Raw genomic sequence first — 13719 nt, 5'->3', positions numbered from 1 at the left:
GTGACGGCCCCGCACACGTGACGGCCCCGCGCACCTGATGGCCCCGCGCACGGGGACGGCCGGCATACGGTGACCGTCAGGAACCGGCCGTGCACCGCGGGTCGTCCACAATGACCGCGTTGGCCGGGATGATGATCACCTCGTCGTCGGTGCTCTGGTCGGAGCGCGTGGTGGCATAGCCGCGCTTGCCCTTGCCGACGCATTTGGTGGCGAGGTTGCCGAAGCCGTCGGGGAAGTTGTAGACCTCGGCGGCGGTGTCCTCCCCCTTGCGTCCGCTCACCGGTGAGTCGGCCTTGCCCCGCTCCTCGTAGTGCTGCTGCGAGCAGCCGACCGTAAGGGCGAGGCAGAGAAGCACACCGGCGGCGAGGGCCTTCCGCCTCACTCTCCCCCTCCGCAGGTGCTGTCCTGGACTATCTGCACGTTGGACGGGCCGGTGGCGTTCGTCGTGACGTACGCCCGGTTGCCATGGCCGACGCACTTGGTGGCGATGTTGCCGAACCCGTCGGGGAAGTTGAACACCTCGGCGGGAGAGCTGTCGCCCTGCTTGCCCATGACGGGAGCGTCGCCCTTACCGCGCTCGTCGCTGTAGTCCTTCGAACACCCGGACAAGGCCACAAGTGCGGCCGTCATCGCCAGAGCCAGACCTGCCGTAGACCTGAGACGTCGCTGCATGAAGGTTCCCCCCGATCGGAATCGCTATGACCAGGAGACGCCTCGGGCACCGACGGCGGTTCCTCACAAACGTCCCTGGCCCCGGCCTCAGTTGGGACCAGGACACGGGCCTCGGTCAGGTGCCGACGTAGGCCGCGAGGTGCTCGCCGGTGAGGGTGGAGCGGGCGGCGACGAGGTCGGTGGGGGTGCCCTCGAAGACGATCCGGCCGCCGTCGTGGCCGGCCCCGGGGCCGAGGTCGATGATCCAGTCGGCGTGGGCCATGACCGCCTGGTGGTGCTCGATGACGATGACCGACTTGCCGGAGTCGACGAGCCGGTCGAGCAGGCCGAGCAGCTGCTCGACGTCGGCGAGGTGAAGGCCGGTGGTCGGCTCGTCGAGAATGTAGACGCCGCCCTTGTCGGTCATGTGGGTGGCCAGCTTGAGCCGTTGCCGCTCGCCGCCGGACAGCGTATTGAGCGGCTGGCCGAGGCTGAGGTAGCCGAGCCCGACGTCGGCGAGCCGGTCGAGGATGCGGTGCGCGGCCGGCGTGCGTGCCTCGCCCGCGCCGAAGAACTCCTCGGCCTCGGTCACCGACATCGCGAGCACCTCGCTGATGTCGCGGCCGCCGAGGTGATGGTCCAGCACCGCTGCCTGGAACCGCTTCCCCTCGCACTCCTCGCAGACACTGGCGACACCGGCCATCATCGCCAGGTCGGTGAAGATGACACCGGCGCCGTTGCAATTGGGGCAGGCGCCCTCGGAGTTGGCGCTGAACAGCGCCGGCTTCACGCCGTTGACCTTCGCGAACGCCTTGCGGATCGGGTCGAGCAGTCCGGTGTACGTCGCCGGGTTGCTCCGTCGCGAGCCGCGGATCGCACCCTGGTCGATCGACACCACACCCGCGCCGGCGGCCCCCGACCGGTGGGGCAGTGACCCGTGTACGAGCGAGCTCTTGCCGGAGCCGGCGACGCCGGTGACGACGGCCAGCACCCCGAGCGGGATGTCGACGTCGACGTCGCGCAGGTTGTTCGCCGTCGCGCCGCGGATCTCCAGCGTGCCGGTGGGTGTCCGCACCGTCTCCTTGAGGACGGCCCGGTCGTCGAAATGGCGGCCGGTGAGGGTGCCGCCGGCCCGCAGCCCCTCGACGGTGCCCTCGAAGCAGACGGTGCCGCCCGCCGTACCGGCGCCCGGGCCGAGGTCGACGACGTGGTCGGCGATAGCGATCGTCTCCGGCTTGTGCTCCACGACGAGCACCGTGTTGCCCTTGTCCCGCAGCCGCAGCAGCAGCGCGTTCATCCGCTGGATGTCATGGGGGTGCAGGCCCACGGTGGGCTCGTCGAAGACATAGGTGACATCGGTGAGCGAGGAGCCGAGGTGGCGGATCATCTTGACGCGCTGCGCCTCGCCGCCCGACAGCGTGCCCGACGGCCGGTCGAGCGAGAGGTAGCCGAGACCGATCTCCGCGAACGAGTCGAGGGTCTGTCGCAGGGTGGAAAGCAGCGGCGCCACCGACGGCTCGTCGAGGCCGCGGACCCATTCGGCCAGGTCGCTGATCTGCATCGCGCAGGCGTCGGCGATGCTGATCCCGCCGACCCGCGACGACCGGGCCGCCTCGCTGAGCCGGGTGCCGCCGCACTCGGGACAGGCCGTGAAGGTGACCGCCCGGTCCACGAACGCCCGGATATGCGGCTGCAGCGCCTCCCGGTCCTTGGACAGCATCGACTTCTGCACCTTGGGGATCAGCCCCTCGTAGGTGAGGTTGACGCCGTTGACCTTCACCTTGACCGGTTCCTTGTGGAGGAAGTCGTACAGCTCGGTCTCGGTGTAGTCGCGGATCGGCTTGTCCGGGTCGAGGAAGCCCGACTCGATGTAGATCCCCACGGTCCACCAGCCGTCCACCTTGTAGCCGGGGATGGTGATCGCGCCCTCGGCGATCGACTTGGAGTCGTCGAAGAGCTGGGTGAGGTCGATGTCGGAGACCGTGCCCCGGCCTTCGCAGCGCGGACACATGCCGCCGGTGCGGGTGAAGGTCTGTTTCACGGTCTTGCCTGCGCCGCGTTCGATCGTGATCGCACCGCTCGCCCGGACCGAGGGGACATTGAAGGCGAACGCGTTGGGCGAGCCGATGTGCGGCTGCCCGAGCCGGCTGAAGAGGATGCGCAGCATCGCGTTGGCGTCGGTGGCGGTGCCGACCGTGGAGCGGGCGTCGGCGGCCATCCGCTGCTGGTCGACGATGATCGCGGTCGTCAGCCCTTCGAGTACGTCGACCTCGGGCCGCGCCAGCGTCGGCATGAAGCCCTGCACGAAGGCGCTGTACGTCTCGTTGATCAGCCGCTGCGACTCCGCCGCGATCGTGTTGAAGACCAGCGAGCTCTTGCCCGAGCCGGAGACGCCGGTGAACACCGTCAGCCGGCGCTTCGGGATCTCGACGCTGACGTCCTTGAGGTTGTTCACACGCGTGCCGTGCACGCGGATCAGATCGTGACGGTCGGCAGCGTGCGACGCGGGCGACGGCGTGTCCGTCCTCGTGGGCCTGTTCATCGTGTCTCCATCTGAGAGCGCCTGGTCGTGGTCGTCGCCGGCGACGAAGCACTAGCTGTGCACGCGTTTCACGCTACGGGCGGGGGGCAGCTTTCGCTTCTCCATTCCTGACCGATCGCGGAGAGACGCGCTCGATATCGGCTGCGGCGCGGGCAAGACCGCCGTACGCGGCGCGCTGCCGATTCGCGAGGAAGGTGTCCGTCCAGAGCGGACGATGAGGGAAAAGAGGAGTACCCACTCCTTTCCACTCTCAACTTATAGCGCACTGGGGGGCTTGCGGCAAGGCCCTGGTCGTACCGCAGAATCTCCCATCGAGGCCAGAATCTATGGAAATGGGAATCGCGAAATGCGTGTGCTGTTGTCGACGTACGGGTCGCGCGGGGACGTCGAGCCGATGGTGGGACTCGCGGTGCGGTTGCGGCAGCTCGGCGCGGAGGTGCGGATGTGCGCGCCGCCGGACCAGGAGTTCGTGGAGCTGCTGGCCGGTGCCGGTGTGCCGCTGGTGCCGATCGGCCGGCCGATGGGCTCGATGGTGCGACCGTCGTCGGCGGCGGACGCCTCCCGGCGCGTGGCCGAGCTGGCCGCGCAGTTCGACCCCATCACCGCGGCGGCCGAGGGATGTGACGCCCTCGTGGCGACCGGGTTAGCGCTTTTCGCCTCGCGGTCGGCGGCCGAGAAGCTGGGCATTCCTTATGTGTACGCGACCTTCTGCCCGTTCATTCTGCCGTCGCCGCACCACGCGCCGCCGGCGGGGCTGCTGCCGGACGGGCCGTTCCCGCCGGAGGTGACCGACAACCGGGCGCTGTGGGAGCTGAACGCCCAGAGCTTCAACACGCTGCACGGCCCGGCGCTCAACACCCACCGGGCCTCGATCGGTCTGCCGCCGGTGGACGACGTCCGCACCTTCATGCTCACCGACCAGCCGTGGCTGGTGGCGGACCCGACCCTGGGCCCGTGGCCGGAGACCTCGGACCTCGATGTCGTACACACCGGTGCGTGGATCCTGCCGGACGAACGCCCGCTCCCCGACGAGTTGGTGGCGTTCCTGGACGCCAGCGCCCCACCGATGTACGTCGGCTTCGGCAGTATGCGCCTCGTCTCGCAGGAGGTCGCCCGGGTGGCCATCGAGGCGATCCGCGCGCAGGGCCGCCGCGCACTCGTCGGGCGCGGCTGGGCGGGCCTGGCCCTGATCGACAACCAGGACGACTGCTTCGTCGTCGGCGAGGTCAACCAGCAGGCACTGTTCGGCCGGGTCGCCGCCGTCGTGCACCACGGCGGCGCGGGTACGACCACGACGGCTGCCCGGGCCGGCGCTCCTCAGGTGGTGGTACCCCAGGCCGGGGACCAGCTCTACTGGGCGGACCGGGTGGCCGACCTGGGCATCGGCGCGGCACACGACGGTCCGACTCCGACCACCGAGTCCCTGTCAGCCGCGCTCAGAACGATCCTGACCCCGGAAACCCGCGCACGAGCGACCGCCGTGGCCGGCACGATCCGCACCGACGGGGCGGCGGTGGCCGCGAAGCTGCTGCTCGACGCGGTCAATCGGAGCTACGGTCAATCGGAGCTGAGGACATGAACCCCCTGGACATGAACCCCCTGACCACCAGCGCGTTCGACCTTCCCGACCGCCTCTCCCCCAAGGCCGACCCGACACTGATCGCCGGCGATGAGCAGCACTTCGCGGCCATCGCGGAGTGCCTCGAACAGTCGATCGCCGAGCTGTCCGACCGCCTCGACGCCGAGCGCAGGGCGCCCGGCGGCGCAGGCCGGCAGGCGATGGACCGGGACGTGGAGATCCACCGGCTGACCGCCCGCCTGCGCGCCCTGCGTCGCTTCGGTCTGGACCTGTGTCTCGGACACATGGTCGGCGCGGACAGCCCCGAGCCCGTGTACGTCGGACGACTCGGCCTTACGGACAGCGCGGGTCGCCGGCTGCTGCTCGACTGGCGCTCCCCCGCGGCCGAGCCGTTCTTCGGAGCCACCCACGCCAACCCGATGGCTCTGGCGAGCCGCCGCAGGTATCGCTGGACCCGCGGCCGGATCAGCGACTACTGGGACGAGGTGTTCACCTCGGACGGGTTCGCCGGGCACGCCGCGCTCGACGACCAGTCCGCCTTCATCGCCAGCCTGGGCAGCAACCGGTCGCCGCGGATGCGAGACGTGCTCGGCACCATCCAGGCCGACCAGGACGCCATCATCCGCGCGGGATCCCGTGGCACTCTCGTCGTCGACGGCGGTCCTGGTACGGGGAAGACCGTCGTCGCTCTGCACCGCTCCGCCTATCTCCTCTACTCCGACCCCCGTCTCGGTCACCGCCGGGGCGGCGTGCTGTTCGTCGGTCCGCACCAGCCCTACCTGGGCTATGTCGCCGATGTCCTCCCCAGCCTCGGGGAGGAGGGCGTGCAGACCTGCACCCTGCGGGACCTCGTCGCCGAGGGAGCCGCGGCAGCGGTCGAGACCGACCCGGACGTGGCCCGCCTGAAGTCGTCCGCGAACCTGGTGAAGGCGATCGAGACGGCCGTCAGGTTCTACGAGGAGCCGCCCACCAAGGGGATGACGGTCACGACCCACTGGTCCGACATCTGGCTGAGCGCCGACGACTGGGCCGTGGCGTTCGAGGCGGCGGAATCCGGTACTCCGCACAACGAGGCGCGCGACCAGGTCTGGGAGGAGCTGCTCACGATCCTGGTGGACAAGCACGACGACGACGCCTCGGCCGGCCCGCTCCGTAAGTCGCTGCCGCGGAACAGGGAACTGCTCACGGCCTTCAACCACGCGTGGCCGCTGCTCGAAGCGGCCGACCTCGTCGGAGACCTGTGGTCGGTACCCGCCTACCTGCGCAAGTGCGCTCCCTGGCTCGGCCCCGATGACGTAGCGCTGCTGCGGCGCGGGGACGCCCAGGCCTGGACGGTGTCCGACCTGCCGCTCCTGGACGCGGCACGGCAGCGGCTCGGCGACCCGGAGGAGTCACGACGTAAGCGCCGGCATCACGCCTTTGTCGCCGCCGAACGCGAGCAGATGGCCAAGGTCGTCGACGTCCTGCTGCAGTCCGATGACGACGGTGAAGGTGTGCTGACGATGCTGCACGGACAGGACATGAAGGACTCCCTGGTCGACGAGAGCGCATCGCCCAGCGCCGAACCGGACCTGCTCGCCGGCCCGTTCGCGCACATCGTCGTGGACGAGGCCCAGGAACTGACCGACGCGGAGTGGCAGATGCTGCTGCTCCGGTGCCCGTCCCGGAGCTTCACCATCGTCGGGGACCGTGCCCAGGCCAGGCACGGGTTCACGGAGTCGTGGCAGGAACGGCTCGAACGGATCGGGCTCGACCGGATCACCCTGGCCTCCCTGAGCATCAACTACCGGACGCCGGAAGAGATCATGGCGGAGGCCGAGCCGGTCATCCGGGCCGTACTCCCGGACGCCAACGTGCCGACCTCCATCCGCAGCGGCGGCGTCCCCGTCGTCCACGGATCCGCCGCGGATCTGAGCACGGTCCTCGACACCTGGCTCGCCGCACATGCCGACGGGATCGCCTGCGTCATCGGCGATCCCGCCTTCCGGACGACGTCCCGCGTCCGGTCGCTGACCCCGGAGCTGTCGAAGGGGCTCGAGTTCGACCTGGTCGTCCTCATCGACCCGGAGGCGTTCGGCGAGGGCGTCGAAGGAGCGGTCGACCGCTATGTCGCGATGACCCGGGCGACCCAGCAGCTCGTCATCCTCACGAGCCCCTGACGCCGGCCGGACGGGTGCCGGGAGGTCACCTGCCGGCCGGGGCGGCGGCTTCGAGGGCGTCGACGCTGCCGGACATGAGGGTGCGCAGGTGCGTGGTGAGGTGCTCGGCGGGCCAGTCCCACCAGGCCAGGGCGAGCAGGCGGGCGATGTCCTGCTCGCTGTAGCGGGTACGGATGAGCTTGGCCGGGTTGCCGCCGACGATGCCGTAGTCGGGGACGTCGTCGACGACGACCGCGCCGGAGGCGATGATCGCGCCGTGGCCGATGGTGACTCCCGGCATCACCATCGCGCGGTAGCCGAACCAGACGTCGTTGCCGACCACGGTGTCCCCGCGGCCGGGCAGGCCGGTGATGAGGTCGACGTGCTCGGCCCAGGCGCCGCCCATGATGGGGAAGGGGAACGTCGAGGGGCCGTCCATACGGTGGTTGGCGCCGTTCATGAGGAACCGCACCCCGGTGCCCAGCGCGCAGAACTTCCCGATGACCAGCTTTTCCGGACCGTAGTGGTAGAGCACATTGCGGGTCTCGAAAGCCGTCGGCTCATCGGGATCGTCGTAGTAGGAGTACTCACCCACCTCGATCAGCGGGGACGTCACCAGAGGCTTCAGGAGCACCACACGCGACTGTCCGGGTATCGGGTTGAGCACGGAGGGGTCGGGGGGAACGGGGCTCACGGCGGCATCACTCCAGCTGGTCTGTAAGCGTGTTGCCGCTCATGATCTCAGCAGACCGTGCCCGGGCGGGTCGCGGTGGCCCTCAGCAGATCCCGTACCAGATCGAAGTCGATCTTCTCCGGCTTACGGAAACGGAGACAGCCCTTGCCCATGTCCTGCCCGGCGAGCCGCTCGTCGAACGCCTCGCGGACGTCGCTCCTCATGAGGTAGAAGGAGACGTACTGCTTCTGGCTCGCGAAGGCGATCTCGGTGACTCCGTCCCGCTCGTACGCGGGCATCCCGTACGCCATGACCTCGCTGAACCCCTTGAGCTCCGCGCGGCACAGCGCCCGCAGCCCGGCCAGCGCGTCCTTGCGTTCTTCCGGGACCTCGGCCAGGTAACCGTCGACATCTTCTGCCTCGCTCCGCACCATGCGGCGAGCTTATGCCGGACCGGCGGTGGTGGTAGTGGCCGGACGTTCCTGGGTACGACCGTCAATCCGGTCTTCCGCCCCAGGAACGCCGTCGGCTTCAAGCCCGCAGAACCACACAGTCAGCTCGGCAGGCGCTCCAGGATCCAGTTGCCGAGCTCTTCGGTCATCAGGGTGTGCGGGTCATTGGTCGCGGAGAGGACGAACTCGTCCAGCTCGCTCTCCTCCGGCGACAGGCTGTCGATGTCGACGTACAGGTCCTCCTGCCGGTCGAGATCACGCACCGCGACCGCGCTGACGGACGGCACGAAGCACACCGAACGGTAGGGCAGGTCGACCTTCTCCCCGAAGGACTCCAGGGTGTCGCCGAGGATCCCGAAGGACTCCAGCGTGCCGCCCGGCGCACCGTCGAGCTCGGGGAAACCGCTGGTGGTCACCGTGTGCGGGCCGCCCAGCACGCCGGCCAGCTCCCCGACCGTCACCTTGCTGCCACGCGCCTGGGTGATCAGCCGCGTCTGGTCGAAGAACGGCCCGGCGCAGCTGAGCGCGTCCTTTCCGGCCGGGACCTGGTTGCCCTGCCCGTTCCCGGCGCCGTTGGCGATGCCCAGCGTGCGCGGCCTGCGGGGCCATCCGCCGACGTCATGGAGCGCGCGCAGGAATTCGGTGCGCTTCACACTCTCCTGCGGGGTGCCGTCGACCGCGTCCAGATGACGCCACAGCATCTGCTGGGAGGCGTCACTGTTGATCTGCCGGGCGTAGGTGTCGTCGATCGGCGCCACGTACTGCGCGAACGCCTGGAGCCCGATCGGCACCCACGCACCACGGTGCGGGGTGTCGTAGGAGAGGTACACCTGCGTGCGGTGGTCGATTCCGTCGTGCTCCAGCTTGGCGAGCGCGTACCGGGCGACCATGCCGCCCATGCTGAAGCCGCCGACCAGCAGCGGGGTGTCACCGCGCTGCTCGGCGTTGGTGCGCTGGATGGCCGCGATCATGGTCTGGGCGTTGTCCAGGATCGACGCGCTGCGCTCGTCGAACCCCAGGAGGACGACGGTCCGCCCCCGGGCCCGAAGCCGGCTGATGAACGGGAACTGCCCGTTCTCCAGCCCGGCCCACAGCCAGTCGTGGTCGGTCGGCCCCAGGTTGAACCCGTCGGCCAGAAGGACCGGGGCGGAGATCCCGTCACTTCCCTCGCCGTAGTAGACCCTGGCACTGCCGTTCGGCAGCTCCCACTCCTCGTCCGGCGCCGGCGCCCGGGTGGCGGCCGTGGCGCCCACCGGGGTGACGAGGCCGATCGGTCCAACGGCCTGCTTGGCCCGGTCGAGCTGATTGTCCGCCATGGATGTCCCTCTCATACGAATGGCAAGGAATCTCCATGATCAGGCACAAAGCGTTATCAACCATATATTTACGGGTCATAGTCATCCAGTCGGTCGATCACCTGTCAAAACCACCTCCCCGTCGACTGGAAAGAGGCGAACCGGCGGTCTGCCGCCAGTTCGCCTCTGCCACCAGGAACTACACCTCCTCGACGCGCCGCGTCAGCGCGCGGCGATCTGCTGGAGCGCCGCACCCTGGTAGCGGGCACCGGCGTTCCAGAGGATGAAGGAGTTCATCTTGTTGGCCGCCGCGCCCTTGATCTGATCGGCCACCTGGGCCGGCCCGTAGGTGCTGCCCATCGAGAAGTCCTGGAGCCACGGGACGACCTCGGTCTGGGTGCCCTTCGTCTGGCGGGCGAAGTCGGCGAGCGAGCGCTGCACGATCGCGTACGGGGCGGTGTCGGGGTTGGCGACGCCGTACTCCCCCGGCCCCCAGTGGGACGGGTAGACCATCGGTGCGATGTAGTCGCTGACCTTGACCAGGGCCGCGATGTCCTGGGCGATCTCGGTGGGCCGGGTGGCGGCTATGCCGAAGACCGAGACACCGAGGTACTTGGCGTGCGGGCGCATCGCGGTCCGGGTGTCGGCGACGAACGAGGTGATGGACTGCTCGGGCGTGGCGGACCCGATGCCCGGGAAGCGCATCTGCGCCAGCGGGCCGTCGGGGCGGCGCACGTAGTCGTAGAGGATGTCGTCGAAGCCGAGCTGAGACGCTTCGACGGCGAGGTCCTGGTTGTACTTGCGGACCGTGGGGTTGGCGAAGTTGGTGAAGGACAGGGCTCCGTACTGGCCGCCGCCGTAGGGCTCTCCGGCGGGGGTCAGCACGATCTGGTCGCGCTTGCCGGACTTCCAGGCCGCCGCGGCGAGCTTGTGGTCGCGGAAGGCGACGATGCGGCCGATGACCTGGGCGCCGGCCGCGTGGATTTCGGCTATCGCCTTGCGGGCGTCGTAGTAGCCCTTGGCCGCGCCGATCTGACGGGCCAGCGGCACCTGGGAGGCGTAACCGACCTCGCCGTCCTCGTCCTTGACGTCCAGCTGTACGGCGTTGAGCTTGCCGCTGCGGACCAGGGCGAGGATGTTGCCGCGCAGGGTGTCGTTGCCCCAGCCGATGGCGGTGATGTGCGCGGCACGGATCATGGGGCGACGGCCCCGGGCGGACACGGCCTTGGTGGTGGTGTTTCCGGCGCGGTCCACGGCGGTGACCGTCACGAGGGGGGTGCCCTTGGGCACCGTGATCTTGAAGGCCCCGGCCTTGTCGACGGAGACCTTCTTGCCGTCGACGGTCACCTGGGCGTCGGTGGCGGCCTTGCCGGCGATGGTCACGGGGCCGGCGGCGTCCTTGACCTCGGGGTCGGTCACCTTCAGGTCGGGAGCGGTGGCGTCCACGGTGAAGTCCACGACCTCCCGGTAGGAGGCGAAGGGGAGGCTGCTGTCGCCCTCCACCACCAGGGAGTGCTTGCCCTCGGCCAGGCGCGGGAGGGCGACTTTCAGGCGGGCGCCCTCCGCTGTGACGGGAACCCGCGCGCCGTTGAAGGTGGCGCGCACCTTGTCCGGACTGCCGGCGTCCTTGGCGTTGAGGTAGACGCTGACCTGGGCGGCCTTGCGCCCGTCGAGGACGGCGCCGTCGGTGAGACCCTGCACGCCCGGTCCCGGCGCGAGGAAGGTCCAGCCCACTCCGGCCAGTGCGAGCGCGCCGGCCGTGACTATCAGGGCGCGCTGGCGGGAACGACGGCGGGGACGGTAGGAGGAGGCGTAGTTCGATATGTGTCTCGTGGCCATCATGACGTCCTTCGGGCTGTGGCCGGGTGGGTCCTTCCATTGATTGCCGTACGGCGTGCCGGTCCTCCTGTTCTGACCGGATTTCACACGAACGGCCCCGTGCGGCCCCGGCGTGGTGACTGCGCCATCCAGGGGACGGTGCGGTACGGGGGCTCCCGCCGCCGGTAGGGATGGCGCGACACGTTCGCCTTGGAGGTCCCTCATGCGCCACCCGCTCGTCCCGCTCTGCGCCCTGGCAGGCGCCGCCCTGCTCGCCTCGGGCTGTTCCCCGGGGTCGTCACCGTCCGCCGGGGAAGGGCAGGCGGCCGCCTCGGCCGCCGCCAGCCCCGCCGCCGCGAAAGATCCGGCGGAGGTCGGCGCCGACGAGCTCGGCCAGGTGCCGGTGCTGATGTACCACCAGCTCACCGCGAAGCCGGCCAGCGTCTACGACCGCACCCCGGCCGATTTCCGGGCCGAGCTGGAGCGCCTCGCCCGGGAGAAGTACGTACCGGTCACCGCCCGGGACTTCCAGACGGGCCGCATCGACATCCCGGCCGGAACACACCCGGTGGTCCTCACGTTCGACGACTCGACCAACAGTCAGGTGCGCCTCGGCCAGGACGGCACCCCGGCGCCGGACACGGCCATCGCCATCATGACCGAGACGGCGAAGAAGTACCCCGCGTTCAAGCCCGTGGGCACCTTCTTCGTCAACGCGGACGCCTTCTCGGCCACCGGTTCCGCCAAGGCGCTGACCTGGCTGAAGGAGCACGGTTGCGAGATCGGCAACCACACCGACCGCCACCAGAACCTGCGCTCCCTGGACCAGGCGGGCGCCACGCAGGCCATCGCCGCCGGACAGCAGGCGATCCTGAAGTCCGCGCCCGGAAACCAGGTCACGTCCCTCGCCCTGCCCTTCGGGGCCATGCCCCAGCCGGCCGAGGTCGCCGCGCGGGGAACGGGCTACCGCTACGACGGGGTGTATCTCGTGGGGGCCAACCCCTCGGTCTCGCCGTTCGCCAAGGCCTTCACGCCCGACGCGATCCCGCGGATCCGCTCGGCGGGGCCGAAGGACGCGGACGCCGAGTTCGGTTCTTCCCGGTGGCTGGACAAGCTCGCCGCCGCAAAGAGCTGGTACGTCTCGGACGGGGATCCGAACACGGTCGCCTTCCCCCGCGCCTCGCAGGACAATGTGGCGCCGGCCTTCGCGAAGCGGGCCAAGCCGTACTAGGCCCCCGTCCCGGGCCCCAGGCCCCTGTCCCGGGCTTCGAGCCCTGTCAGATTCCGATATCGCGGCACTACCTCGTTCAGCGCCTCCATGAACCACTGGCGCGAGGTAGTGCCGCTTCGCCGTTTCCCCGTACGCCCCACGCCCCGGGGCCCGTGCCCCGCGCCCGGGGAATAGCTCTCGGGTCCTTACCGTTGAAGCGGGCAGTTCAAGTTTCAACTATCTGGAATTCGAGGGGTGAGCGCGATGCAGTTCGGGATCTTCACCGTCGGTGATGTCACGGCCGACCCGACCACCGGACGTACGCCGACCGAGCACGAGCGGATCAAGGCGATGGTCGCCATCGCGCGGAAGGCGGAGGAAGTCGGACTGGACGTCTTCGCCACCGGCGAGCACCACAACCCGCCCTTCGTCCCCTCCTCCCCCACCACCATGCTCGGCTACATCGCGGCCACCACCGAGCGGCTGATCCTCTCCACCTCCACCACGCTGATCACCACCAACGACCCGGTGAAGATCGCCGAGGACTTCGCGATGCTCCAGCACCTGGCCGACGGGCGCGTCGACCTGATGATGGGGCGCGGGAACACCGGGCCGGTCTATCCGTGGTTCGGCGAGGACATCCGCCAGGGCATACCGCTCGCCATCGAGAAGTACGCGCTCCTGCACAAGCTGTGGCGCGAGGACGTCGTCGACTGGGAGGGCAAGTTCCGTACGCCGCTCCAGGGCTTCACCTCCACGCCCCGGCCGCTGGACGGCACCCCGCCGTTCGTCTGGCACGGCTCGATCCGCTCGCCCGAGATCGCCGAGCAGGCCGCGTACTACGGCGACGGCTTCTTCGCCAACAACATCTTCTGGCCCAAGGAGCACTTCCAGAAGCTGATCCGCCTCTACCGGAAGCGGTACGCGCACTACGGGCACGGCACGCCCGAGCAGGCGATCGTCGGTCTGGGCGGCCAGGCGTTCATCCGTAAGAACTCGCAGGACGCGGTACGGGAATTCCGTCCGTACTTCGACAACGCGCCGGTGTACGGGCACGGGCCCTCGCTGGAGGAGTTCACCGAGCAGACGCCGCTGGTCGTGGGCAGCCCGCAGGAGGTCATCGAGAAGACCCTGGCCTTCCGTGACTCCTTCGGCGACTACCAGCGCCAGCTGTTCCTGATGGACCACGCGGGGCTGCCGCTGAAGACGGTGCTGGAGCAGCTGGACCTGCTCGGCGAGGAGGTCGTACCGGTGCTGCGCAAGGAGTTCGCGGCGCTGCGGCCGGCCGGAGTCCCGGAAGGACCTGTCCACCCGGCCGCGGTCGCGTCGACGCCGGACATCGTCTCGGAGGAGGTCTGACC

General features: G+C 69.5%; 11 protein-coding genes. 4 read left to right on the top strand and 7 right to left on the bottom strand.

Features of this window, described 5'->3' with window-relative positions:
- Positions 1-76: 76 nt before the first annotated feature.
- The 3 genes from ACFVWW_RS10125 to ACFVWW_RS10115 form a co-directional block, all read right to left on the bottom strand.
- Positions 77-382 carry a hypothetical protein gene (locus ACFVWW_RS10125; RefSeq protein WP_384328640.1) on the bottom strand — a complete coding sequence of 102 codons (306 nt, stop codon included), beginning with the start codon at positions 380-382 and terminating at the stop codon, positions 77-79.
- Positions 379-672, bottom strand: coding sequence for a hypothetical protein (locus tag ACFVWW_RS10120; protein ID WP_384179138.1), 294 nt, complete (start codon positions 670-672; stop codon positions 379-381). Before ACFVWW_RS10120 ends, ACFVWW_RS10125 begins: the two co-directional genes overlap by 4 nt.
- Before the next feature lie 115 nt (positions 673-787).
- Positions 788-3193, bottom strand: coding sequence for an ATP-binding cassette domain-containing protein (locus ACFVWW_RS10115; protein ID WP_384328643.1), 2406 nt, complete (start codon positions 3191-3193; stop codon positions 788-790).
- Positions 3194-3539: 346 nt separating this feature from the next.
- Here ACFVWW_RS10115 and ACFVWW_RS10110 point away from each other — a divergent pair, with 346 nt between their 5' ends.
- Both ACFVWW_RS10110 and helR read left to right on the top strand, forming a co-directional pair.
- A complete protein-coding gene (locus ACFVWW_RS10110; RefSeq protein WP_386877126.1) occupies positions 3540-4772 on the top strand; it encodes a glycosyltransferase in 1233 nt (410 codons plus the stop codon).
- Between the two features lie 11 nt (positions 4773-4783).
- A complete protein-coding gene (gene helR / locus ACFVWW_RS10105; RefSeq protein ID WP_386877386.1) occupies positions 4784-6931 on the top strand; it encodes an RNA polymerase recycling motor ATPase HelR in 2148 nt (715 codons plus the stop codon).
- A gap of 25 nt (positions 6932-6956) precedes the next feature.
- On the opposite strand, the gene ACFVWW_RS10100 is transcribed toward helR, so the two are convergent.
- From ACFVWW_RS10100 to ACFVWW_RS10085, 4 genes are all read right to left on the bottom strand, one after another.
- Complete coding sequence (locus tag ACFVWW_RS10100; protein ID WP_384179132.1) at positions 6957-7604, bottom strand: CatB-related O-acetyltransferase; 648 nt, start codon at positions 7602-7604, stop codon at positions 6957-6959.
- Positions 7605-7651: 47 nt separating this feature from the next.
- Positions 7652-8017: an iron chaperone gene (locus tag ACFVWW_RS10095; RefSeq protein ID WP_386877124.1), complete on the bottom strand. Its 366-nt coding sequence runs from the start codon at positions 8015-8017 to the stop codon at positions 7652-7654.
- Positions 8018-8136: 119 nt separating this feature from the next.
- Positions 8137-9351, bottom strand: coding sequence for an esterase/lipase family protein (locus tag ACFVWW_RS10090; protein ID WP_386877122.1), 1215 nt, complete (start codon positions 9349-9351; stop codon positions 8137-8139).
- 201 nt (positions 9352-9552) lie between these two features.
- Positions 9553-11169 (bottom strand): putative glycoside hydrolase, encoded by a 1617-nt coding sequence (locus tag ACFVWW_RS10085; RefSeq protein ID WP_384179127.1) that lies wholly within the window; start codon positions 11167-11169, stop codon positions 9553-9555.
- Between the two features lie 202 nt (positions 11170-11371).
- On the opposite strand from ACFVWW_RS10085, the gene ACFVWW_RS10080 reads away from it, so the two are divergent.
- Both ACFVWW_RS10080 and ACFVWW_RS10075 read left to right on the top strand, forming a co-directional pair.
- Positions 11372-12379, top strand: a complete 1008-nt coding sequence (locus ACFVWW_RS10080) for a polysaccharide deacetylase family protein (protein ID WP_386877120.1) — start codon at positions 11372-11374, stop codon at positions 12377-12379.
- A 243-nt stretch (positions 12380-12622) separates the two neighbouring features.
- Positions 12623-13717, top strand: coding sequence for an LLM class flavin-dependent oxidoreductase (locus ACFVWW_RS10075; protein ID WP_386877385.1), 1095 nt, complete (start codon positions 12623-12625; stop codon positions 13715-13717).
- Positions 13718-13719: the final 2 nt, after the last annotated feature.

The organism is Streptomyces sp. NPDC058198 (assembly GCF_042882605.1).
Classification (GTDB): domain Bacteria; phylum Actinomycetota; class Actinomycetes; order Streptomycetales; family Streptomycetaceae; genus Streptomyces.
This window is presented reverse-complemented; position numbering and strand designations above follow the sequence as displayed.